The organism is Bacillus sp. SA1-12, from assembly GCF_000981385.1.
Classification (GTDB): Bacteria; Bacillota; Bacilli; order Bacillales; family Bacillaceae; genus Metabacillus.
This window is the reverse complement of record NZ_LATZ01000003.1, coordinates 137,989-162,547: the sequence shown is the minus strand read 5'-3', so window position 1 is coordinate 162,547 and position 24,559 is coordinate 137,989. Positions and strand designations below refer to the sequence as shown.

Genomic DNA, 24,559 nt, shown 5'->3' with positions numbered 1-24,559 from the left:
TCCAAAAAGTGCTATCGATTTCATCCCTGAAGAATGTACTCTCATCCCTTACATTTTCCCAGACCGATTCTAATTATAGGTCCCTTCTTTTAAAATGTGCCGTTGACTATGGAAAATTGTCCACTCTATTGAATGATCTTTTGAATATAGTACTAGTAAGAAAGCAAGGGGGTGAGACACCATGTCATATTGGGGAAAAGATAATGAAGCTGAAGCAAGAGCTAAAGCTAAAGCAGACGCAGAAAACAAAACAAATGTAGATAACCGCTTAGATAATGAATTAGATAACGAAAATGATATCAAATTAAAAGATAAAAACATTAATAATGCAAAAGTCATTAACAGTGGTAACGCGAAAGTAGATATTCACATTGAAGTTGATAGTGAATCTCGTGCACGAGTTAAAGCTAAAGCAGATTCTGATCAGGATCAACAACAGGATCAAGAACAAGACTAAGAAATGATAATAATGTAGTAACAATGAGGCTGTTTCAGAAACAATGGGTAAAACCCTATTGGAACAGTCTCTTTAAACTAGTAAAAAGGAGGTAAAACAATGAATGAAAAAAAAGGTAAACAGAAAGTTAAAAATATAAAACAGAATGATAACAAAGCTAGTATTAATACTAGCGGTAATTCCAATGTAGATATTTCGATTGACATCGATACAAGAGCCATCGCTTATGCTGTTCTTTGTTCATTATATGCAACAGATAAATTAAATGAAAGCCAGTTTCAAAAAGCTCTAGAAAAATTCGAATCGGTCATGAAAACAAACGCAAATAAAAATGGCCATAATCAACCAAATGTCATTGAATTGCCAAAACAAAGAAGAACATGGATTTGAGAGGGGTTTGGCTACAAAGATAGGCTAAGAGTAGACAAGAAAGCCAAAACCCTCTCTGTCTACCTGTGAGAGGGCTTTTATACTTGCTAGATTTACTATCCAACATAACGATGATAAATCTTTTTAGCCTCAGCAATATCCTTCGTCCCATGAATTAACGCTCGGCCGTCTTTAAATAGAACGATTCGATGTCTGCCAAATGTCATTGATAATAAAAATGGATTTTCTAAAAGTGCGTCGGCTATCGGTTTGACTCTTTTAGAGATTTGTTCAAACGAAATCTGCTTCCCTATACTTGGACGAAGCTGTACCGTATCCCTTCCGCAAAGAACAGCTGCTTTTGTTTCTTTTTCAGCCGATAAGTAGGGATAAACAGGATTTGTTCCACATGTAGGACAAGCCCTATTTTTCAGCTTCTCCATGTTGATCGCTGAATACTGATTTTTCCAAAGATCAAAGGATACAAGCTTGCTGCGCAGGTTTTCTTCGTCTCCAACAAGCAGCTTCAGCACTTCTGCTGTTTGATGGGAAGTAACCATACTAACAATCGGTGAAATAACTCCAACCGTATCACATGTCATCCCATCAAATGGAATATGCTTTAATAAGCAATGAAGACATGGTGTTTTATTTGGGATGACAGTAAACGAAAGGCCATAGCTTCCGACACACCCGCCATACACCCATGGGATACCATGCTTTAATGAAGCATCATTGATTAATAATCTTGTTTCGAAGTTATCTGTTGAATCAACGATCACATCAACACCATCTAACAATTCTTCAATATTGGCTGATGTTAAATCCTCTACAATAGCATGAACTTGTACTTCAGAATTAATTTGCTGAAGACGTGTTTTTGTGGCTATTGCTTTTGGCATTCTATTTTTTGCATCTTCCTCTGAATAAAGCTGCTGTCTTTGCAAGTTGCTCCATTCTACATAATCGCGGTCAATAATCGTTAATTTTCCAATCCCGGCACGTGCAATCATTTCTGCATTCGCTGTGCCTAGCGCACCTGCACCTACAATGAACACATGCTTTTGATTGATTTTTTCTTGCCCGCTTTCCCCGATTGGAGAAAATAATATTTGTCTTGAATATCGCTCCATTAAGTGGTCATCATTCCTTCTGTTGGACTGCTTGCTGTTGCATATTCCTTTTTAGGAATTCTGCCGGCTTCAAATCCCAGTCTGCCAGCCTCTATTGCAAGCTTCATGGCAACGGCCATTTTCACCGGATCCTTTGCCGCAGAAACGGCTGTATTTAATAAAACACCATCAGCTCCCAGCTCCATAGCGTATGCTGCATCTGCAGGTGAGCCGATTCCTGCATCGACAATGACAGGAACATTGGATTGTTCAATGATGAATTTTAGATTTAAAGGATTTAAGATCCCTTGACCCGATCCAATAGGAGAAGCACCAGGCATAATGGCATGAACCCCTAATTCTTCTAATCTTCTTGCTAATACCACATCATCTGAAGTATACGGTAAAACGATAAATCCTTCTTCTAACAGCATTTCACTAGCTTTTAAAGTTTCTACTGGATCTGGAAGCAACGAACGGTCGCAACCAATGACTTCAACTTTTATCATATCACATAAGCCAGATGCCTTTGCAAGTTTGGCAATTCTTACTGCTTCCTCTGCCGTTTTGGCACCTGCTGTATTTGGCAGCAGAGTATACTTTGAAAGATCTAACTGCTCTAAAAAGTTTGGCTGCGATGCTTCAAAGATATTCATACGGCGAACCGCGAAGGTTAGAATTTCTGCCTCAGATTGGGCAACAGCTTCCTTTTGAATCTCAAATGACGGATATTTCCCCGTACCTAGTAATAATCTTGATGTAAATTGTTTATCTGCAATGTTTAACATTGGCTCATCCTCCTCCTACAAAATGAACAAACTCAACTTCATCACCGTTTTGGATTGATGTCGTCACATATTGATCTTTTAAAATAATTTCTCGATTATGTTCCACTATGACAAGACGGTCCTCCAGCTTGTAATGTGCCAGCAGCTGCTGAATCGTCTTAACGTCATTTTCCAGCTCGACAATTTCCCCATTTAACTTAATGCTCATTTTCCCACCTCACGTCTGTACATAAATTCGGTTGATCGAAAATGCTTTCACATAGTCCTCATTTAGCTGCCTATTCAAAATCAGATCCCTTATCATCAACCCTGTTTGCGGGGCTAAAAGGATCCCATTTCGGTAATGTCCTGTTGCAAAATAAATCTGTTCTCCTTCAGGATGCTGACCAATATATGGTTTACCATCATGAGATTGCGGACGTAATCCAGCCCATGTTTCAATCAGTTGAGCAGATTTTAATTCTGGCAGAATTGGTGCTACTTTTCCAATAAGTGACTGGATTCCGCCAATTGTTGGCTCTGTACTCCAATCATCCTCGACCATTGTTGCTCCGATGACAAATCTGCCATCTCCCTTTGGAACGATATAACAATGATCATAGAAAACCGTTCGTTCTAGGCCGATCTGATTGCTTTTTACAGAAAGACATTCTCCCTTTACCGGTTTCATCGCTGCATCAATTCCCAATTGGTTAAAAAAGTACCCGCTCCAAACACCGTTTGCTACGACAACCTTGCTGCAAATGAAATCAGCAAGCGGGGTTGAAAGCGAATATTCGTTCACAGCATTTTTCTTGATCATATGTACAGGAGTATTCTCTAAAATAGTTGCACCTAGCAAACTAGCAGACTTTGCAAAAGCCGCACATACATGCTTTGGTGAAACATGGCCATCCTCAGGAATATAAAGCGCACCCTTGATCTCTGCTGATAACATCGGCTCATGTCCAAGCACCGAATCTTTTTCATGCCATGCAACTGTATCATGTTGTGTTATCGCTTCTTTTAAAGAAGCTGCTTCAGCATCTGTCATTGCGATCTTATACATGCCTTTATCTACAAGCTGAATATTGATTTGCGATAATTCTGAAAGCTCATTCCGCAGGACATGATAATGGCGCTGACTCTCCTTCGCAAACTGAAAGAAGGCATCATAGTTTTCAAGCTCAGAGTTTGCGCCAAGCATCCCTGCAGCAGCACTGGTTGCCCCTGTTCCAATTTTATTCCCTTCAAGCACAAGGACAGATACTCCCTCTTTAGCTAGCTGATAGGCTATCGATTGACCAACGATACCTCCGCCGATGATTCCTACATCATAATACTTTTTCATTCATTTTCACCTCCGCTAAACTTTTTTTCATTTTCTGCAAGGCAATTCGAGGTTCACTGCTTGACATGACATAGGACATCACGGCAACTCCGCCAAGCTTTATTCCTGAAAGCTCCTGTATCGTCTCAGGGGTCATTCCTCCAATTGCAATTACGGGAATGTCAACACACTGACAAATTTCAGCCAATAGGTTTACTCCTCGCGGTGCTAGATTTGCCTTTGAGTTGGTTGTAAACACGTGCCCGAACAACAGATAATCTGCACCGGCTTTTGCTGCCTCTCTTGCTTCCTGCAGGGAATGAACTGAGCGGCCAATCCTTAATGAAGAAGACAGCTCTCTTACTTTTTCAATTGCAAAGCTATGACCAGGCAAATGGACATTAGACAAACCGTTTAATAAAGCTGCATCAATCCGATCATTTATCACGATCTTTTTCTGTGGGACTCCCCCAGTTATCAAAATTGATACAATCTCCATTAGTTCTGAAGCTGTTTTCGCTTTTTCACGAATGTGAATATAATCTGCTTTCTCGTGAAAGCGCAATAGTTGTTTTGTTAATTCCTTAACCGACTGCTTACCATCTGTAATGACATGGATTTCCAACTTTTTCACTTCCAATAAAAAAACCACTTTCCTATAGGTAAGAAAGTGGTTTACACACATAATTAACATATGCCGTAATTCCACTTCCCTACGCTGGTACAAACCAGATCAGGTTATAAGGGTTTAAAAGAAACACTTTAATCTCAGCCCCTCAATTGGGGATCCCCTAGCGGTTTTCATGATTATTTACTTATCTCTATCATACCAAATGATTCTTAATTTTCAAGAAAAAGATCATTAAATTAGCTCAAGCTCACGTTTTAATTCATTAACATATTCTCTCGATCCGGTCACAATCAGACGATCTCCGAGCTTTAGATCTGTGTCTCCATGGGGAACAATTGAATCTTTTCCTCTAAAGATTCTCACGAAAATGATATCACCTGTGAATGGAAAATTTCGCAATAACAGATGATCATATTTTGCATTGTTTAAATTGATTTGATAAAGCATCGTTTCTTGATTCGTGATAATTCTCATCACACTTGGCGCTTCGATCAATGCCCGCAGCATTGTCTTCGTTGAAAGCAAAGTTGAGAAAACATCTATTCCATGTTCCTTCATTTTTGCATCTAAATTCGGTGATTCGACACTTGCAATGATTCGGTCTACTTCCTCTTGCTTAGCAAATAGGGCAATATCGGCATTTCGCTGTTCATCACCGGTTGCCACAACGATTAAGTCAACATCAAATGCATCATGCTCCTTAAGTGTTTCAACCAGAAAATCTTTTATTTCAACAATTTCAAATAAGGATTCCGAGATTTGCTGATCAAGCTTATCCTGCTGAATATGGTAAATCGTTGTGTCATATAAATCCGAGTTCAGCTCTCTTGTTACTGGCAATGTCATTTGATTGGCGCCGATAAAAGCAACCCTGATTTTCGGATCCTCATTTTTATGCCGAGGGAAGAGCTTTTTAAAGAAAATCGGTGTAATTATACTTGTTAGGACCGCTACCAGGATGAGTGCGCCTGACATTTCTGGCGAGATAACTTCCATTCTTTCACCAATCGTCGCTGCTGCAATAACTAATGAAAGGGTTGAAGTTAGCAGGAAGCCAGCTGCAAGAGTTGTCTTCATGTCATACCAGCGCTTTAAATAAAGGATTGGAACAACTTTTGAAATTAACAATCCGATAAACAATAATGGTATTAAAAAGAGAATTTTAGGATCTTTAAACAATGCCCAAATATCCAAGTCTACTCCAACCATAACAAAGAATATTGGAATTAAAAATCCATATCCAAATGAATCAAGCTTCTGAACCATCTCTTTATTTGGTGATAAAAGGGAAACAAGCACTCCGGCTAAGAAGGCGCCAAGAATATTTTCAGCACCAATCGTTTCAGAAATGGCTACCAGCACAATGATGAGTGTAAAAACAGCTCTTGTGCCGATTTGGACCGTACCCTTTGACATCGTTTCAATAAAGGAACGATTTTTGAATGCTTTTCCTAAGAAATACAGTAATACCCCCGCGCCAAAGAGAATTAATAATAGCCATGTATTGCTTTCACCATCTCCATAAATTGATGCAAATACCGCGAGTAATATCATTGTCACTAAATCAGCAATAACGGCCACCAAAAGAATAATCTGCCCAATATTTGTTTTCATGAGTTGACCGTCCTTTAAGGTCGGCACAACAACTCCCAATGAAATGGTTGAAATGATAAGCGTCATAAAGAATGCATTATTTATGAGACCGATCCAGACAAAGATATAGGATAACAATAGTGATAGAACAAAAATCCCTATAAATACGATGGTGGAAACTAAGAATGTATTTGGCGCGTATTTACCTGAAGGAAGCTTTTCCTTCTTTTTTCCACCCGCAAATGCCGTAAAATCAATCTCAAGACCACTCAGAAACATTAAGAAAATAAAGCCGAGCATCGATAAGGTTTCAAGCCACATATCCTGGGAAACAACATTAAATCCTGTTTTTCCAATAATCAATCCGATAATGATTTCAGCAACAACAACCGGAATAAAATTCAATTTTAAGCGGTGTAACAGAATTGGAGTTAGAAAAGCAGCAAGAATAACGATAACGAGGGATGTTACAGATGCACCATGCATGGTAGACCTCCTTTATTATATGTTTTTTTAAAACTGGACTATTGATTCCTTCTCCTGGATGGAGAGCCTTACGCACTAATCAACATAGAAGCAAAATCATCACAGGGTCCTTACATAGTTTTTATATTAAATAGTATAGCCTGCATCCCGTTGATCATGATTGCAGGCTAGTTCATACTATCCGTATTTTTTCAAATCAAGTATTTCATAAATAATGTAGCCATTCCAAAATAAATAAGTATGCTGATAATATCGTTAATTGTCGTAATAAATGGGCCTGAGGCTACTGCAGGATCGACTTTGAGACGGTGCATGATCAACGGAATAAAGGCTCCCGCAATAGTTGCAACGGTTAATGTGGCCAAGATCGAAATGCCCACTAAAATCCCTAAAAAGATGTCGCCTTGCCAAACGAAAACGACAAGCGTCACAACCACACCACATATCGTTCCTGTAATAAGGCCTGTGCCGGCTTCTCTCATAATCATTCGCAAAACACTTTGCTCTCCTGCATCACCAACTGCAATTCTTCTTACCGCCACGGCCAATGCCTGTGTGCCGGTATTACCAGCCATACCTGCTATTAATGGAATAAAAACAGCTAATATCGCTACTTTATCCAAGGTTTCTTCAAACCTGCCAATAAGGCTGGCGGTAAACATCCCTAAAAACAGAAGGATAATCAGCCAAGGCAGCCTTTTTTTGGCCGCAGAAAACGGACTTCGATCATGTGAATCAACATCTGAAATCCCAGCAAGCTTAGAGTAGTCATCGCTTGCTTCTTCATCAATGACATCGACAATATCATCAACAGTAATAATTCCAAGCAAATGGCCTCTAAAGTCGATAACAGGAACTGCCAAAAAGTTATAGTCTTTCATTTTTCGGGCAACCTCTTCCTGATCTTCTGCCACACTAACTGAATATACCCGTTCATTCATCACTTCTGAAATCATAATATCTGGTTCATTTATTATTAAATCCCTTAAGGAAATAACGCCAACAAGCTTTTTATCCTCATCAATGACATAGACATAGTAAATGGTCTCAGCATTAGGCGCCTCATTCTTTAAGATTTGCATCGCTGAATGAACGGTCTGATTGGCATGAATCGCAATATACTCCGTCGTCATAATACTTCCGGCTGTATATTCTTCATAATGGAGAAGCTCACGGATTTCTTCCGCAGCCTCATCATCCATAATGGTTAAATAACTGGCCACTTGATCCTTGTCAAGCTCATTTAATACGTCTACAGCATCGTCCGCATACATATGTCCAAGCATCTGTGCTGCAAATGTTGGATCCATTTCGGATAAAAAGAGTTCATATTGATCATCATCATGTTCAATATTTTCAAAAACAGAGGCCATTTCCTCTGGAGATAGAAATTTATAAACGGTAAATCGTTGTTCCTCTTCAAGCTTCACAAAAAATTTAGCTTGATCATAAGGATGTTTATCTAAAAAAGCCTCCCGGAATTCGTCCAAATTCTGACTAGCTAGCGCAGAAAGTAACGTTTCTTCTTCAAGTTCTTCTACTTCTCTCTCATCTGACATTTTGGACCCTCCTCTCTGTTGTCACGTACTAGTTATCTTTATTTTTGGAAGTCCTTTTAATATCATCAACATTGGATTAATTTTCATCTTTGCTACATATTGCGTTGATTTTTATAAATACTATAATATTCTATATGAAATCAATCGATCAAACAATTAACAGCCAATACATTTAAAAAATTTTACATTTTCGTAATCTGTGAAAAAGGATTCTTTGCAAATCGTTCACAATCAATTAAGATGGTTAATGATACAATGACTATAGACCAAAAGTGCAAGCGCCTTGAACAGTCTGGGGCAAATAAAGACGCTCAGGAATAGACGTGTTCTTTTCAATTCCTGTTTGATTAGAGCCTGGAGGCAGATAAAAACGCGAAGTCTTTATCACTTGACTGCACTTGCACGTCCTGTGCTTCACCAATGGCTCCTGGAGCCGGGTTAAGAAAATAAATGAAATCTGATATTATAAACATATTGAATCTTTATGGGCAGTCCCCCACTATTTTCTTTTGAATCCTAGTGGGGGTTTACTGCCCGTTAAGATGGAATCATTTTTCAAGTTTAACATTAGAAAGGGTCCACTATGACAACTGAAAAATCCCCTCAACAACAGATAGATTTTACGTTACTATTTATTATGTTTTTATTAGCAATTGTCAGTACAATTGCTATCAATAGTGCAGAAGCAACTCTGCCTGCTACTCTCCAAGCCATAAACTTTTCTGTGAAGCAGGTTCAATGGTATATAATCGGCGCTTTTGCTGTAGCCATGACAATGCTTATTGATTATGACCGCTTCAGACAGCTTTCCTGGTATTTGTACGGGTTTGGTATGGTGTTATTACTCGGATTAGAAATATTACCTGCTCCAATTGTTCAAACGATAAAAGGAGCTACCAGCTGGTATAAACTGGGACCGTTAGGAAACTTCCAGCCATCTGAATTGATGAAAATCTTTATGATTATAGTCCTTAGCCGAATCATCGCGGATCACCGTGAAAAATACCCAAATAATACGATAACAGATGACTTTCTATTAATAGGAAAGCTGGCAGCTACTGCAGCACCACCAATTCTTTTGTTAATCAGACAACCCGATATGGGTATGACAATGGTATTTTGTGCGATCATTGCTTCATTGATTTTGGTATCAGGAATTAAATGGCGAATTATTGTAACAGCAGCTTCTTCAGCACTTTTGGGCATTGGATCAATTGTGTTTATCTTTATTAAATTTCCTGACTTTTTCCTTAAATATATTTTGCGGGGAGAAGAATATCAGCTTGACCGATTCTATGGCTGGTTAAATCCCTATGAATACTCCGGGGAGCAAGGGTTCCAGCTGGTAAAATCATTACTGGCAATCGGCTCAGGAGAACTAAGGGGAAAAGGTTATAAAAACCTTGAAGTCTACTTGCCTGAAGCACATACAGACTTTATCTTTTCAATCATTTCTGAACAATTCGGGTTTATCGGAGGAAGTATCGTCGTTTCACTCTTCTTCTTATTAATTTACAGAATGATCCATATTTCCTTAGAAAGCAATGATCCTTTTGGAAGTTATCTATGTACAGGCATCATCGGCATGATCACCTTCCAGGTATTTCAAAACGTAGGCATGACAATTGGCCTTCTTCCAATCACAGGCTTGCCGCTGCCTTTCGTAAGCTATGGCGGAAGCTCCCTGGCGACATATATGGTTGCCATAGGGGTTGTACTTAACGTTCGATCCCGGACGAGGAAATACATGTTTGATTAGAAACTCCTTGCTTGAGCGACGTAAAAAATAGAGCACCCCCAATCTAGCTGCGGCTCCTATCCTCATTGATTATAAGACGGTCAGGAATGAAAGGGAAATACACCTTCATTCCTGGCCGTCTTATTTGTCCTAGGCTGTACCCACCTTTTAATCCATGTGATAAAGCGAGACTTCCTCAGCAGATGGTTGGTTAGGGAGACTTACCAGACCTTTATGGTCAGTTTTAATTAGCATGCACTTATTTTCTTCCCGTTAAGGTGTAGCAAAGGAAACACTGGAGCGCAAACGTCGATGTTGACTAAGCGTAAAAGGAGTGTAATGTTCAATTGCCGCCAGAAATTCGCCCTGACTGTTCCTGCATCAAAGCTAAGAGTAAAAATTATAATTTCTTTTTATAAAAGATGGTACCCTATGATTGGGTACTTTTCTTTTTTGCTTTTTTGTTTGGGGGACTTTCCCCAAAACCGCTTTATTCTAAAAATATGAAGTAGTAACTATCAAAAAAATAACAATATTGGGGACTATCCCTCATTTTTTGTCCCCGTTAAAATGAGGTGGATTTGTTGAAAATCGATGTAATTGGTGACATTCATGGTTGTTTGAAAGAGTTTGAGTTGTTAACAGAGCGGCTTGGGTATGATTGGGGTTCAGGAATTCCTATTCATCCAGATAATCGAATGCTTTCGTTTGTTGGAGATTTAACAGATCGCGGTCCGGATTCTTTGGCTGTTATTGAAATTGTTTATCGATTGATGAAAGAGAAAAAAGCATATTATTCACCTGGTAACCATTGCAATAAGCTATACCGTTTTTTCCTCGGAAATAAAGTTCAAATCAGCCATGGTCTCGAAACAACTGTTGCAGAATATGAGGCGCTTTCTCCAGAAAAGCAAAATGAAGTGAAACATCAATTTAAGTGGCTATATGAATCGGCGCCATTGTATCAGGTACTCGATGAAGGTAACTTAATTGTCGCGCATGCGGGAATTCGCGAGGATTATATTGGAAAAACAAGTAATGCGGTTAAAACCTTTGTCTTATATGGAGATATTACTGGCAAAAAGAACCCTGATGGAACACCAGAACGCCGTGACTGGGCAAAGCATTATAAAGGAAATGCATTTATTGTTTATGGACATACGCCAATTAAAGAACCAAAAAGGATCAATCGCACAATTAATATCGATACTGGGGCAGTCTTTGGCAACAAGCTTACCGCATATCGTTATCCGGAGGATCAACTCGTTTCAGTTCCGTCTTCTCTTCCATATGATGAATCACGGTTTAGAGAATAAAAAAGAACTCACTTGTTTTGGATTTAAGATGCCACTTTTAGGGTGCAAAAATTATTGAAAAACCAGGGATATATTTTTTGAGTAATTGTAATTATAGAGGACATTTCTTTCTCTTTCTTGCGAATGCCGTTTGGTTTTATGAGGTATGAGGGACATTTCCTTCGCTTTCTTATGAAGTTCTGTCCTTCATAAGCTTTATGAAAGACACTTCCCTTGCTTTCCCACAAAAAAATGGCCTTCAACGGCTTTATGAAGGACACTTTCCTTGCTTTCCCACAAAAAAATGGCCTTCATCGGCTTTATGAAGGACACTTCCTTTGCTTTCCTACAAAAAATGGCCTTCATCGGCTTTATGAAGGACACTTTCCTTGCTTTTCTACAAAAAAATGGCCTTCATTAGCTTAATAAAGGCCTTTCCTTGTTTGTAGCTCTAAAGTAAACCCCTTATCTTTGATTAGTGATTATATGTTTCATATCCTCTGGCAGTTTAGAAATAAACTGAAACTCCTTTTCTAGCAATGGGTGCCAAAACGACAGCTGAGAACTATGAAGAGCTTGGCGCTTCATTTCATCAGCTCTTCCACCGTATAATGTATCCCCACAGAGCGGATGTCCGATTGAAGAAAGATGAACACGAATTTGATGGGTGCGACCTGTTTCAAGTACAAGCTTAATATGTGTTTTATGATGAAGCCTGTGAAGCACTTGAAAATGTGTGACAGCTAGCTGCCCATCTTCTCTTACTTCACGCTCGATAATGCTGTCTTGTTTCCTGCCTATCGGCTTTGAAATTGTTGCTGCCTCCTCGGTGATAACGCCATGAACAATCGCTTCATATGTACGGTGAATTTCTTTTTTCTTTTGCTGATCAGAAAATAAGGAGTGGGCGAACCGGTGCTTTGCGACAAGCATTAGCCCTGATGTGTCCTTATCTAATCGATTGACAATATGAATGGTAGAAGGGATCTTCTGTTGTTCATAATAGCGGATCAATCCATTTGCTAATGTACCCCTAAGATGTTCACGTGATGGAATGGAAGGGACAAACGGCGGCTTATCAATCACTAAGCAATGGTCATCTTCATAAACAATGTGAAACGGAACATCATCACCCTCTAGACCTGAGCCTCTCTCTTCCTGCGGAAAAATAACCGTAAGAGTGTCACGCTCTTGAAGAAGATAACGGACCGTTACATGGACATTATTTACTAAGATGTCACCGCCATTAAATTTTATATCTGTTAATGCACGCTTTGAAATTTTCTTTTCTTTTACATATGCTAATACCGATTTGCCAGCATCCGTCTCTGTAATCGTCCATTGCAGCCGAAATGATGTCATGATAAAAACCTTCCTACTTAGCGTTCTAAATCTCCTACAAAGGAATCGCGTACCCTTTTCCAGAATGGGAAAGGTTTAAATCGGGCAAACCTTACATTTTCATTTGCCACTCTGCACTGTATTGACTTTACATCCTTATGCAAAAGAGTTAAATGGTCAATGGTAACTTGAAAGTCCACATCATTTACCGGCTTCAACATGCATGTATGATGCTCAGGCAAGATGAGAGGAGAACCGATTGTACGGAAGACTCTGTTATTGATTGATGCCATTTCAGCGAGCTGAATCGCCCGTAAGGAAGGATGAAGAATGGCACCGCCTAATGCTTTATTATAGGCCGTACTTCCTGATGGTGTTGAAATACAAAGGCCATCTCCACGGAACGTTTCAAAGGTTTGTCCTTTAATTTCCACATCCATTACAAGGGTTCCTTCAATGCTTTTTACAGTACATTCGTTTAAAGCCAAATACTTCGCTTCACGCCCGCCATCATTATGACGGACAATTACCTCTAAAATTGGATATTCAACAACCTGGTAAGGTGTTTTTGCTATTGCAATCACAAGCTTTTCAACCTCATCAGGCACCCAATCTGCATAAAATCCAAGATGGCCTGTATGTACACCAATAAATGCGGTCTTATCTAATCTTGAGCGATAACGGTGAAATGCATATAAAAGAGTTCCGTCCCCGCCTACAGAAATAACGATGTCTGGACGATCCTCATCATACTCAAGCTGAAAATCGACAAGATAGGTTTTCATTTTTTGCATAATCGAATTTGAAACAGAATCACCCTTTGATGTAATAGCAAATTTCATACGGTTCGTCCCCTTTATTATTCGGATTCTTTCCATCAACAGAATGCTTTTCGTCCCATTATACAGAATGATTTATTTTTCTGTTTTTCTTGAGAATATGGCCTGTGCTTCTTGAACTTCTCCTTTTATCTGGGACATTTCTTCATCTAAAGAATAGGCTGCTTCAGCAGCTCGTTTTAGTCGTGCTTTTATATCTTCAGGAATTTTCCCGCTATATTTATAATTTAACGAATGCTCGATCGTTGCCCAGAAATTCATTGACAATGTTCGAATTTGTATTTCCACAAGCAGCTTCTTTTCTCCATGAACGGTTTGAACAGGGTATTCGGCCACAACATGATAGGATCGATAACCGCTTTCCTTTTTGCTTGTGATATAGTCCCGTTCCTCGACAATTTTTAAGTCATTTCTATTTTTCAACATGTCCACGACAACTTTAATGTCATCAACAAATTGACACATCATCCGAATTCCCGCTATATCCTGCAGGCCTTCCTCCAATTTATCCATTGGAATCCCTTTACGCTTCGCCTTATCAATTATACTCGCAATCGGCTTTACTCGTCCTGTAACAAATTCAATTGGAGAATTTGAATGTTGAAGCTCATATTGTGATCTAATTCCTCTAAGCTTAACCTTTAACTCCTCTACAGCTTGATTATAAGGAGCTAAAAATAACTTCCAATCTTCACTTAGCATAAATATCCCCCTTAAGCCACCGCACCAGTTGTACTGCTCGTTCATCATGTAAAAGAAATTTATGTTAGGGAAAATAAACCCACAACCTTATTCTCCATTTCTTCTCCATAATTGGCATTACCTTTTATATTTTCTAATAGGTAATCAAGTTCATCAAGTATATCTGCTAATTCTATTTCATTTTCTTTTATTTTTAAAATAACCTTTAGGCTTTTATCCTTTGCTTCCTTTAGTTCTTTCCAAATTGTGTGAGGCAATCCTGCGTAGACAAATTCATCAGCTGTTTCTAAAATATAGATAAAAGCGAGTTGGTCTGAATCAACAAGCATTTGTCCTTTTGCCTGCAGCTCTGCTAATTCATTAGGAAAGGAATCAGGCTCTAAGATTAAATGATTATTATCTATCGTTGCTTTCGTTAATTCTATTCTTTTATTCATATAAATCTCCTTCCGTTACACATTACAAGATTATTTTACCATATTAAAATGTCTCGTGATAACATTGCTAGTTGAAACCGAACAAGAGATAATATGAAAAGTAAAAAGTGCTTAACAACGGAACAAGGCAGACCTCCTCTTAAATGGCAAGATAAAATGAAACATAAATAATTGAAGCGGCAGAAAGGATTTATATATGTCACAGGAAATAGAGATTGAATTTAAAAATTTACTTACTGAAGCGGAATTTAACAAATTAAAAATGGAGTTTCAAATAATGGATGATGAGTTTTTCTTTCAAGAAAATCATTATTTTGATACCCCGCATTTTTCATTAAAAGAACTTGGGGCAGCTCTAAGAATTCGAAAAAAGCAGGAAAACTACGTTATCACCTTAAAAGAACCGGCAAGCATTGGGTTATTAGAAACACATCAACTCATTACAAAGCAAGGCGCAGACGAAATGATTTCAACTGGTAAACTCATAAATGGACAAATTAGCGACCGTCTTGTATTTCTAGGTGTTGATGCGAAAACAATTACGTATTTTGGAACACTTTCGACACTTAGAGCTGAAAAAAAATATCAAAATGGTTTAATTGTTCTCGATCACAGCCAATATTTAACAGTAGAGGATTATGAGCTTGAATATGAGGTTCAGGATGAAGAATTAGGTAAAGCTGAATTTCTTCAATTATTAAATAACGTAAACATTCCAATTCGTGAAACAAAAAATAAAATTCGCCGTTTTTATGAGCAAAAATACAAAGAAATGGAGTAGGCAGCTTTGGATATAAAAATGAAGTACTATAAAACCCTAATCGAGCTTCAAGCCCTGCAAAGCTTTAATAATCAAACAACAAACAGTCAACCTGCTTCATTTGCTGCGAACTTCCAAGAGCTTTTACAATCTTTATTGAATACTGCTCCTGAAGAGCAAAAGACAACAAAGCAATCAGCACCTTCTTTAAATACGATTTCTGCCGTGATCGAACAAGCATCACCGATACATGTTCAGTCAGCGAACAATGAAATTTCCATTCAAGCGGGAAACATAGATGAAATCATTGCAAATGCCGCAGAAAAATATGGGATTGATGCAAAGCTCATCCAGGCGGTTATTCAACAGGAATCTGGGTTTAAAGCAAACGCAAAAAGCCTGCAGGGGCGCTTGGATTAATGCAACTGATGCCGGCAACTGCCCGTTCTCTTGGTGTAGAGGATCCCTTTGATCCGGTTCAAAACATTGATGGCGGTACAAAATATTTAAAACAAATGCTGACCAGATATAATGGGGATGTGCCAATGGCTTTAGCTGCTTACAATGCCGGCCCTGGGAATGTTGATAAATACGGAGGTATCCCTCCATTTAAAGAAACGCAAAATTATGTAAGGAACATTACCTCAAGCTACTATGCATAAGGCTTTCTCAAAAGTGTCAGATCCTGCTAAAAAACACCATTTTTCGGCACCTCAAAGGTCCTATAAGTGTTTTGCATGATCTGATCCTTTTGTTTTAAGCATTCTATTTATTTTAAGCTGTTTAAACAATCTTTTTTGTTAAATAGGTAATTTTTAGTGAAACCACATGCCCATTTCCTTCATACAAACCTGTCTTTCACATATAATAGGACTAAATTACAAAGACGTCCGAGCGATTTGTTTGAGATAAATAATACCGCTTGTTAAAATAAACATACACAAAATTCGATTTTGCATAAAGGTCCCATCTCAAGTACAGTTAATTAGCAAAAATGTTAAAAGGAGTTATCAACATGACTGATCAATACCTAACACCATATGAAGCGATAGGGGAAGAGACTCTTTCGCAACTTGTTGATTGCTTTTATGGAAAAGTACAAAAACACCCTATATTGGCTCCAATTTTTCCTGATGACCTAACGGAAACAGCGCGGAAACAAAAACAATTTCTCACACAGTATCTTGGAGGGCCTCAGCTTTATACCGAAGAGCATGGACATCCAATGCTAAGAGCCAGGCACTTGCCCTTTCCAATCACTCCTGTACGGGCTAATGCTTGGATCAGCTGCATGAAGGAAGCCATGAAGGAAGTGGGACTTGAGGGTGAACTTAAGGATTTTCTTCTGCATCGTCTTCAACTTACGGCTCATCATATGGTAAATACGTCTGAAGCTGACGAAAATGGCATTGTTCAGAAAGAGGTTAATGACAATGATGAACAATCATGAGGAAAAGAACGCTTCTCTCTTTTTCTCTCATTGTAGCGGGCATCCGGACAAACCTTTAGAGATCTATATGTTTGTTGACCCATTAAGTCCAGAATGCTGGGCACTTGAGCCAATTATTAAGAAATTACAAATTGAGTATGGCCGTCTTTTCACATTAAAGCATATTATTAGCGGACGTCTTGCAACTTTGAATATTGCAAAGAGAAAAAAACCTGAAAGTTTAGCCCAAGCATGGGAGAAAACTGCTAGTCGCACAGGAATGTCCTGTGATGGAAACATTTGGATTGACAATCCTCTCTCAAAGCCTTTTACGGCATCGTTAGCAATAAAATCGGCAGAGCTCCAAGGAAGAAAAGCAGGAATACGGTATTTGCGAAAGCTTCAAGAGCAGCTATTCATTGAGAGTAAAAATATTTCAGAAGAAAACATGTTAATAAAAATTGCTAGAGATGTGGGCTTGGATGTGACAGAATTTCAAAAGGATCTTCACTCAGAGAGTGCTGCCAAGGCATTGCAATGTGATCTAAAAGTCACCTCTGAAATGGATGTGCACGAAATTCCAACCCTTGCCTTTTTTAGTAAAGATGTAGAAGAAGAAGGATTAAAAATTACTGGCATTTATTCTTATGATTTATATGTACACGTTTTGGAGGAACTTATTGGTGACGCGATTAAACCATCACATACACCTCCGATAGAGATCTTTTTAAAGCATTATCAATTTGTCGCGTCAACAGAAATCGCAACAGTTTATAATTTGACCTTGACTGAAGTAGAAAAAGAATTAAAAAAACTTGTCTTATCACAAACAGTTGAAAGGGTTCAAGCAAAGCACGGAACATTTTGGCGATACCTCAGGTAGAAATGTCTAGCTTATATATAAATACAAAAGGGAATGAACCCAAATCGTTCATTCCCTTTTCTTATTACAAACTAGCGAATATATCCTCTTTCAGTAGCTGAAAGTGCATCAGATAACCAGCAAGGATGCATGTTAAGCAAATTAGACGGTAAAGCCTCCGGAGAAAAAAAGCCTACTTCCAACGACTCATTTAAATCTGCATTAAGCGCCCCGCCTACAATCTTTGCAGAAAAATAAGTTGTAATAAAATGAACCACCCGGCCATCTGGATAATGAAATACCTGTGAACTTGGATCCGAATAAACTCCAATGAGTTTCTCAACCGCAATACGCAACCCTGTTTCCTCAAAAACTTCCCTTTTCGCTGCTTGTTCCACGGTTTCTCCAGGCTCAACATGCCCTGAAGGGAGCCCCCATAACCCTACGTCTGAACGTTTTTGCAACAAAACCCTGTCTTCTTTATCAAAGATAATCACTGTTACGGCCGGATAGACACTTGTTATTTCCATGCGGCTTCCCCTCTCTATTATTTCGTTAATTCTATTTTACATGGTTGGCATAAAAATTTTTCGACAAAAAATCATATATTTGATAAAAACAAAATAAAAAGACCCTATACCAATGTACAGGGTCTTTTTCTATGTCTTAACGACAACAAAGGGGATGGGAGAAATTTTTCACGGTCAAACAAAGGGGTAAATGTTTGTATGTGATTAATTTCACATCTATACTATATCAAATCTTGTCGACATATGACAAGTCCGATGACTGCTTTTCACAGAAATGTCACAATCAATTTTTTCAGATGATTTTCCTAATCAAAGCTAATGTGGGATAAACGGACATCCTCTATCATATACAGTAATAAGAACAAATTATGCCAAAGGTAAATAAGAAACTTAAGAATAGAAGAATTACTTTCCTTACTATTCTTAACATGCTAGACCCTTTGACGGGATAGCTATGGAGTCAAAAGCAAGACATCCTGCCATACTGACTGTACTCTTTTCCTTAGTTTGCTTCAAGCCGATACGCGGGTGCTTACCCACAGTTTTAACCACTTTATTATTTGCTAAGCTAATAGAAATCAAGAGGATGTGAAAAAATGAAGTGGATCATTACAGGAAGCATTGCAACTTTACTGCTGTTTATTGTTAATACTTTAGCGTTTATGGATATTATCCCTCTTTATATCACATCACCGCTATTATTTGTTGCAATCTTCATAACACTTTATCTAATCAATCACCGTAAAACATTTAAAGGGTTTTAACAACCGAATGTAGGGGCGCTGTTCTAGTTTTATCAGCGGTTTTTTACTTTTATCAGCACTTTTCGGATTCTTTGGCATCTTTCCAATTTTACCAGCGAAAAAAGGAATGCGGCATAATCGTCGCATTCCTTTTTCATCTTAATTAATGATTTACCTTTGCTAAAAGTTCTTCCATTTCCTTTAGCTTTTCTTCGAATACTTTACAAGCTTCTTCAATTGGTGCAGATGAAGTCATATCAACACCTGCTTTTTTCAGAACCTCAATTGGATAATCAGAGCTTCCCGCTTTTAAGAAGTCAATATATCGATCAACTGCAGGCTTGCCTTCTTCTAGAATCTGCTTGCTTAAGGCTGTTGCAGCGCTGTAGCCTGTTGCATATTGATAAACATAATAATTGTAATAGAAATGAGGGATTCTAGCCCATTCTAAACCTATCTCTTCATCCACCACAATATCTTCGCCAAAGTATGTTTTGTTTAAATCATAATAGATTTGTGTTAACAACTCAGGAGTTAAAGGTTCGCCTTCTTGAGCCTTTTGATGAATAATATGTTCAAATTCAGCAAACATTGTTTGACGGAAGACAGTTCCTCTAAAGCCTTCAAGGAAGTGATTTAGAAGATAAAGGCGTTCCTTTTCGTCCTTAATTGTATTTAATAGATAATCATTTAACAAAGCCTCATTACAGGTTGAAGCTACCTCTGCAACAAAAATCGAGTAATCTCCGTATGGATATGGCTGTTCTTTGCGTGTATAGTAGCTATGCACAGAATGACCGAATTCATGAGCAAGAGTAAATAAATTATTTACATTATCCTGCCAGTTCATAAGAATATATGGATTTGTTCCATATGCGCCAGATGAATAGGCACCACTTCTTTTCCCTTTATTCTCATGAATATCAACCCAACGATTTTCAAAGCCTTCTTTTAGAATCGAAATGTACTCTTCTCCTAAAGGCTCAAGTCCTTTTAGGATATAATCCTTCGCCTCATCGTAGGCTACTTCCATCTTTACATCTTTCACAAGCGGTGTATAAAGATCATACATATGAACCTCGTCAAGCTTTAACACCTCTTTACGAAGCTTCACATAACGCTGTAAAAGGTCAAGGTGATCGTGCACCGTACTGATTAAGTTTTCATATACAGACTCAGGAATATTGTCACTGCTTAAAGCAGCATGTCTTGCTGAGTCATAATGTCTAACATTCGCACTGAAATTATCCTTTTTTATTTGACCGCTTAAAGTGCTGGCAAATGTATTTTTAAAATCACCATATGTCTTATAAACCGCTTTAAAGGCATCTTCCCTTACTCTGCGATCTTCACTTTCTAAGAAACGAATATACCGGCCATGGGTGATTTCAACTTCCTCGCCATTTTCATCCTTAATGGTCGGGAATGTAAGGTCGGCATTATTAAGCATGCCAAACGTATTGCTTGAGGAGCCTAATACCTCTGAAGCTTGCGCTAATAATTCTTCCTGTTCTGCAGAAAGGACATGCGGTCTTTGACGATTGATTTCATCAAGAGAATGCTTGTAAAGCTTTAACTCTTCCTTTTCTTCGATGAATTGTTTAATCTTTCCCTCTTCTATCGACAAAAGCTCGGGAACAATATAGGAGCTTAAACTTGATGCTTGTGTGTATAAATTTCTCGCGCGATCATTTAATGCTTGATATTTTGAGTTTGTCGTGTCTTGATCATATCTCATGTGTGCATATGTATAAAGTTTGCCAAGACGCTCCATTACTTGATCTTGATACGAGAGTGCCTCATATAACGCTGTAGCGCTGTCGCCAAGCTTTCCTTTGAAATCTCCCAGCTTTGGTAACGCGGCTTTAACTTCCCCGTATTCCTTCTCCCACGCTTCGTCCGTTGCGAAGATATCCTCTAATCTCCAGGTATCCTCTTGTTTAATTTCACTTCTAGTTGGTAGTTTTTTAACTGCTGTTTGTTCGGCCATTGCGCTTCCCCCTTTAGAATGAATTGCAAATGCGGAGCCTGTATTGGTACAGCTTATGAATGTAAGTGCTGTCACAAGGAGTACTATTCTATGCTTCATACCCATCCCCCAATCATCATGTCTCTCCGCATAAGTCTATTAACCATCATTTCGGCTGTAATCCAATGGATGATCAGGTGAGTATGAATGAATGGTGTTATCTCTATCTTGACCTTGTCTGGCTTCTTTTGTCAAATAGAAAGCTGCAGCACCAGCCCCCAACATTGAAATGGTGAAAAGAAAAGGATTTCGCCCTCGTCTCTTATTAAACATATGATCACCTCTTTGTTAATATCTCCCTTTTAATTTGTTCAAAAAATAAATTGCTATTCAAGTATGGTGTGATTACTAGCAAAGTCTCTTCCGATCTCCTCATCTGTTTTCAATAATTCGTCCAAGCTCGTTGGCCAAAGTATGAGTCTTTTCTTAAAAAAGACGTTCTTTTGCAGCTGTTTAATGATTGAAAAACCGCATAACCTTAGCAAATAATCTTTAATTGCATAGGAGTAATCGAGGTCTATATGTGGTAAATGACGAATCTTTAAGATTCCTTCTCTTACTTTCTTAGCCATATAGTGATATACATCTTGGCAGGAAAAGGTTGATTGAAGCGGAATGCTTTCAATATAAAGCAGGATCCATCCTTGCCATACATAAACAGGCGATTCTATCAAATAATTAGAATGGAGCGGCAGAAAAGCATGGGAAGGCAAATGAGTAAGAGGCGAATGCTTTGTCTGATAAAGGAAGAGATTAAGAGCAGCAGCATCCTTTCCCATAAAGCTAATCGTTTTAAGGCGAAACCGCCTGATTTTATTTATCCATGCTAACATAAGATTTCTCTTATTTAGATGGAATTTCTGAAGATCAAAATAAGAGGTTGAACGAAGGGGATAGGTTATATGGTTTGCAATAATTGATTGTGAAGAAAATGGAATGATCGACTGCAGGATAATAAAGGATTTAAGGTTTGAACAGTAAGAATAAAGAAAAAGCTGGCTTTGCGATTCTATGATCCGTGTAAAAAACCACTGAAAGGGAGTAAGCTGAAAGGACATTTTCCCCGTTCTTTTAAGAGATATTGCACCCAATATCCAAAAGCTCATGATATTTGCCTCTTTGTAGCTTTTCGTCCTTTTATTCAATAAGCTAGAGTCGATGGCAGAGCATTGAAATTCAATCACAATCTTTTCATCACCGTTTAAAAATAATAAGTCCGGCCGTTGCTTAATCTCATGAAGATATGGTTCAAGCTGAACCTCACCAATCTTTGGTTGATTGTTCAGCCACTCAAATAGATCCTGTTTCCCTTGCATATGATATGTACTTTCAGGTCGCCCCTCTGCCTGACATCCTGTTAATCTTTTATGGGCAAAATGAGCAGTTATAATCGAACCAATTTTTAACTCCAGTTCATTTGAGCAAGTTGGACAATGAAATGTCTTCTCTTCTCTTAGCTTAATTAAATCTTCTTTTGTCCACTTTTTTTCAGCGACATTTATAAGAACACCTTTTTCATCATAAGCTACAAACAAGCATCCATCACTCCTCACTAGGTATGGATTTTATTATCCATACCTCCACCATTTTTATCAAATTGAGGAAATTGTATTTTCTTTTCTAAAAATGCTGTTTTCACAAAATTTGTTGCTATTTCATAGTAGTGCGGAGTGGTTGATTGCATCGAGATATGATTGCTTTCCGCGTGGCGGGCAGTGAGCTTCCTCGGAGTAATGGCTGCAAATGTCTTACCTGCCCCGTTGCTAGTCCCTCTCCTTACGTCAAGAAGAACATTTATAACTATTTCATTTATAAAAAACCTAGCTTGGAAAAACAGCCTTTTAGAAACAAAGCATGGGGACAGTTTCCCATGCTTATACACTTAAAGCAATGGAGATAAAAGTCTTGCTGTTGATTCAAAGAGCTTTTTATAGAAGGCACGTTTTGCATATTCCTCCATGACGATTTCCCTTGATAGTTCAATATCCTTCATAAATTCATCAACTAGCTTTTGCGTGCTTGCCGTCCTGTATAAAAAGGCGTTCACTTCAAAATTCAAATGAAAGCTTCGCATATCCATATTCGATGTTCCAATTGAAGCAAGCTCATAATCCACAATGATAATTTTGCTATGCATAAACCCTTTTGTATATTCATATACCTTTGCCCCTGCATCAAGAAGCTCAGGAAAATACGATCTGGAAGCATAATAAACAATTCTTTTATCAGGACGTAACGGTACCATGAGCCTGACATCAATCCCGCTTAGTGCTGCGACCTTTAATGCCGAAAGTATATCCTCATCCGGAACGAAATAGGGAGAAGCGATCCAGATCGATTTCTTTGCAGAAATAATCATTGAAAAAAACAAATTTTTGATTACATCCCATTTATTATCCGGTCCGCCTGCAATCAACTGAACGCCGCCTGTTTGTTCTGGCTTATCGAATGAGGTTGTTAGATAGATGGAGGATGGAAGCTTTTTATTTGTCATGTAATACCAATCCTGTAAAAAGATCATTTGCAATGTTCGAACAGCCTCCCCTTTAAGTAAAAGATGCGTATCACGCCAATAACCAAAATGGCTGTTCTTTCCTAAGTACTCATCACCTACATTTAAGCCGCCAACAAAGCCAACTGTCCCATCAATGACAATGATTTTCCGATGATTTCGAAAGTTAATTTTATTATTTAAAAGAGGGATGCGAACAGGTAAAAAAGGAATCATCTCAACACCTGATTTATTCAAATCTCTGATATAATTTTTAGATAATTTCCAGCAGCCTACAGCATCATAGAGGAAGCGGACCTCAACACCCTCTTTTACTTTTTCAATTAAGACTTCCTTTAGTTTTTGGCCGACTTGGTCATGCCTGACAATATAATATTCAAGGTGGATGTGATGTTTTGCCTTTTTTAATTCACGGAAAATATGCTCAAATGTTTCAATACCATCTGTCAGTGCTTTCGTTTTTGTACCAAACGAAATTGGGCTATGGCCTAATCGATGTGCCAACTTAAATAACAATTGCTGATGCTCACCCATATGGTTCATCTTATCTTGATACGAGGATCGATTTCCTTCAATTTCTAAATAAGCCTTTTCATCAGTTAATGCTTTTTTAGCAAATAAACGCCTTTTCTTCACGTTTCTCCCAAAAAACAAATAAAAGATGAAGCCAACTAATGGAAATGCACCTAATACAACCAGCCATGTGATCGTATAGGACGGATGGCGATTTTCCAGAAAAATGACAATACAAATAAAAATAACTGACAATGTAAAGAGCACGCTTACTGTACCAATAACCCACTCTCCCCAAAGGTTTTTGGTAAGTAAAATGGCGGAAGCAATTACTGCAGCAAATAGCAGCAAACGGAATTTATTTTTCATGGATTCACCCTGCTTATTTTCTTATTCTTACTTCCTTAATTAGATGAAACGAACGAACCTTGAGACCATGTTTAGTATGTAAACGTGTCGTTTTGAATATCTATAGTCTTTATTTATTGGTTTATATCTATACAGCTAGATCTTAACCTACAGTTA

At 38.3% G+C, this 24,559-nt stretch carries 24 protein-coding genes, 1 pseudogene and 1 riboswitch; of the genes and pseudogenes, 9 read left to right on the top strand and 16 right to left on the bottom strand.

Features of this window, described 5'->3' with window-relative positions; genetic code table 11:
* Positions 1-181: 181 nt before the first annotated feature.
* Together WQ54_RS03285 and WQ54_RS03280 are read left to right on the top strand one after the other, a co-directional pair.
* Entirely contained in the window at positions 182-457 is a 276-nt protein-coding gene (locus WQ54_RS03285) for a hypothetical protein (protein WP_052737637.1), read from the top strand.
* A 99-nt stretch (positions 458-556) separates the two neighbouring features.
* Positions 557-847: a hypothetical protein gene (locus tag WQ54_RS03280; RefSeq protein ID WP_046512066.1), complete on the top strand. Its 291-nt coding sequence runs from the start codon at positions 557-559 to the stop codon at positions 845-847.
* Between the two features lie 95 nt (positions 848-942).
* On the opposite strand, the gene WQ54_RS03275 is transcribed toward WQ54_RS03280, so the two are convergent.
* The 7 genes from WQ54_RS03275 to mgtE all read right to left on the bottom strand — a co-directional run bounded on the left by WQ54_RS03275 (position 943) and on the right by mgtE (position 8,304).
* Complete coding sequence (locus WQ54_RS03275) at positions 943-1,959, bottom strand: thiazole biosynthesis adenylyltransferase ThiF (protein WP_046512063.1); 1,017 nt, start codon at positions 1,957-1,959, stop codon at positions 943-945.
* Entirely contained in the window at positions 1,959-2,726 is a 768-nt protein-coding gene (locus WQ54_RS03270; protein ID WP_046512061.1) for a thiazole synthase, read from the bottom strand. The genes WQ54_RS03275 and WQ54_RS03270 overlap by 1 nt, the downstream gene beginning before the upstream one ends.
* Before the next feature lie 4 nt (positions 2,727-2,730).
* Complete coding sequence (thiS, locus tag WQ54_RS03265; protein ID WP_046512058.1) at positions 2,731-2,934, bottom strand: sulfur carrier protein ThiS; 204 nt, start codon at positions 2,932-2,934, stop codon at positions 2,731-2,733.
* A 9-nt stretch (positions 2,935-2,943) separates the two neighbouring features.
* Positions 2,944-4,056, bottom strand: coding sequence for a glycine oxidase ThiO (thiO, locus tag WQ54_RS03260; protein ID WP_046512055.1), 1,113 nt, complete (start codon positions 4,054-4,056; stop codon positions 2,944-2,946).
* A complete protein-coding gene (locus WQ54_RS03255; protein WP_231597439.1) occupies positions 4,040-4,669 on the bottom strand; it encodes a thiamine phosphate synthase in 630 nt (209 codons plus the stop codon). Before WQ54_RS03255 ends, thiO begins: the two co-directional genes overlap by 17 nt.
* 59 nt (positions 4,670-4,728) lie before the next feature.
* Positions 4,729-4,838: riboswitch (TPP riboswitch) on the bottom strand.
* A 59-nt stretch (positions 4,839-4,897) separates the two neighbouring features.
* Entirely contained in the window at positions 4,898-6,745 is a 1,848-nt protein-coding gene (locus tag WQ54_RS03250; protein WP_046512053.1) for a monovalent cation:proton antiporter family protein, read from the bottom strand.
* 191 nt (positions 6,746-6,936) lie between these two features.
* Positions 6,937-8,304, bottom strand: coding sequence for a magnesium transporter (gene mgtE / locus WQ54_RS03245; protein WP_046512051.1), 1,368 nt, complete (start codon positions 8,302-8,304; stop codon positions 6,937-6,939).
* Positions 8,305-8,887: 583 nt separating this feature from the next.
* Between mgtE and WQ54_RS03240 the strand changes: the two genes are divergently transcribed.
* Positions 8,888-10,063, top strand: a complete 1,176-nt coding sequence (locus tag WQ54_RS03240; protein ID WP_046512048.1) for an FtsW/RodA/SpoVE family cell cycle protein — start codon at positions 8,888-8,890, stop codon at positions 10,061-10,063.
* A 563-nt stretch (positions 10,064-10,626) separates the two neighbouring features.
* Positions 10,627-11,358 carry a bis(5'-nucleosyl)-tetraphosphatase PrpE gene (gene prpE / locus WQ54_RS03235; RefSeq protein ID WP_046512043.1) on the top strand — a complete coding sequence of 244 codons (732 nt, stop codon included), beginning with the start codon at positions 10,627-10,629 and terminating at the stop codon, positions 11,356-11,358.
* 444 nt (positions 11,359-11,802) lie between these two features.
* Here the strand turns inward: prpE and WQ54_RS03230 are convergent, their stop codons facing one another.
* The 4 genes from WQ54_RS03230 to WQ54_RS03215 all read right to left on the bottom strand — a co-directional run bounded on the left by WQ54_RS03230 (position 11,803) and on the right by WQ54_RS03215 (position 14,656).
* A complete protein-coding gene (locus WQ54_RS03230) occupies positions 11,803-12,699 on the bottom strand; it encodes an RluA family pseudouridine synthase (protein ID WP_046512040.1) in 897 nt (298 codons plus the stop codon).
* A gap of 17 nt (positions 12,700-12,716) precedes the next feature.
* Positions 12,717-13,520 carry an NAD kinase gene (locus WQ54_RS03225; RefSeq protein ID WP_046512036.1) on the bottom strand — a complete coding sequence of 268 codons (804 nt, stop codon included), beginning with the start codon at positions 13,518-13,520 and terminating at the stop codon, positions 12,717-12,719.
* Between the two features lie 72 nt (positions 13,521-13,592).
* Complete coding sequence (locus tag WQ54_RS03220) at positions 13,593-14,219, bottom strand: GTP pyrophosphokinase family protein (protein WP_046512033.1); 627 nt, start codon at positions 14,217-14,219, stop codon at positions 13,593-13,595.
* 59 nt (positions 14,220-14,278) lie between these two features.
* Positions 14,279-14,656, bottom strand: coding sequence for a hypothetical protein (locus WQ54_RS03215; RefSeq protein ID WP_046512030.1), 378 nt, complete (start codon positions 14,654-14,656; stop codon positions 14,279-14,281).
* 196 nt (positions 14,657-14,852) lie between these two features.
* On the opposite strand from WQ54_RS03215, the gene WQ54_RS03210 reads away from it, so the two are divergent.
* From WQ54_RS03210 to WQ54_RS03195, 4 genes and pseudogenes are all read left to right on the top strand, one after another.
* Entirely contained in the window at positions 14,853-15,437 is a 585-nt protein-coding gene (locus tag WQ54_RS03210) for a CYTH domain-containing protein (RefSeq protein WP_046512027.1), read from the top strand.
* 18 nt (positions 15,438-15,455) lie between these two features.
* Positions 15,456-16,078, top strand: a pseudogene (locus tag WQ54_RS03205) (lytic transglycosylase domain-containing protein).
* Positions 16,079-16,431: 353 nt separating this feature from the next.
* Positions 16,432-16,866 carry a hypothetical protein gene (locus WQ54_RS03200; RefSeq protein ID WP_046512026.1) on the top strand — a complete coding sequence of 145 codons (435 nt, stop codon included), beginning with the start codon at positions 16,432-16,434 and terminating at the stop codon, positions 16,864-16,866.
* Entirely contained in the window at positions 16,853-17,728 is an 876-nt protein-coding gene (locus tag WQ54_RS03195) for a ClpXP adapter SpxH family protein (protein WP_046512209.1), read from the top strand. Before WQ54_RS03200 ends, WQ54_RS03195 begins: the two co-directional genes overlap by 14 nt.
* 71 nt (positions 17,729-17,799) lie before the next feature.
* On the opposite strand, the gene WQ54_RS03190 is transcribed toward WQ54_RS03195, so the two are convergent.
* Positions 17,800-18,237, bottom strand: coding sequence for an NUDIX domain-containing protein (locus WQ54_RS03190; RefSeq protein ID WP_046512024.1), 438 nt, complete (start codon positions 18,235-18,237; stop codon positions 17,800-17,802).
* 596 nt (positions 18,238-18,833) lie between these two features.
* On the opposite strand from WQ54_RS03190, the gene WQ54_RS34190 reads away from it, so the two are divergent.
* Positions 18,834-19,001 carry a hypothetical protein gene (locus tag WQ54_RS34190; protein ID WP_046512022.1) on the top strand — a complete coding sequence of 56 codons (168 nt, stop codon included), beginning with the start codon at positions 18,834-18,836 and terminating at the stop codon, positions 18,999-19,001.
* 142 nt (positions 19,002-19,143) lie between these two features.
* Here the strand turns inward: WQ54_RS34190 and pepF are convergent, their stop codons facing one another.
* From pepF to cls, 4 genes are all read right to left on the bottom strand, one after another.
* Positions 19,144-20,970: an oligoendopeptidase F gene (gene pepF, locus WQ54_RS03180; RefSeq protein WP_046512017.1), complete on the bottom strand. Its 1,827-nt coding sequence runs from the start codon at positions 20,968-20,970 to the stop codon at positions 19,144-19,146.
* Between the two features lie 138 nt (positions 20,971-21,108).
* A complete protein-coding gene (locus tag WQ54_RS33335; protein ID WP_156177655.1) occupies positions 21,109-21,282 on the bottom strand; it encodes a hypothetical protein in 174 nt (57 codons plus the stop codon).
* Between the two features lie 53 nt (positions 21,283-21,335).
* Positions 21,336-22,544: a competence protein CoiA gene (locus WQ54_RS03175; protein ID WP_046512016.1), complete on the bottom strand. Its 1,209-nt coding sequence runs from the start codon at positions 22,542-22,544 to the stop codon at positions 21,336-21,338.
* Positions 22,545-22,891: 347 nt separating this feature from the next.
* Positions 22,892-24,403, bottom strand: coding sequence for a cardiolipin synthase (gene cls, locus WQ54_RS03165; RefSeq protein ID WP_046512011.1), 1,512 nt, complete (start codon positions 24,401-24,403; stop codon positions 22,892-22,894).
* Between the last annotated feature and the right edge of the window lie 156 nt (positions 24,404-24,559).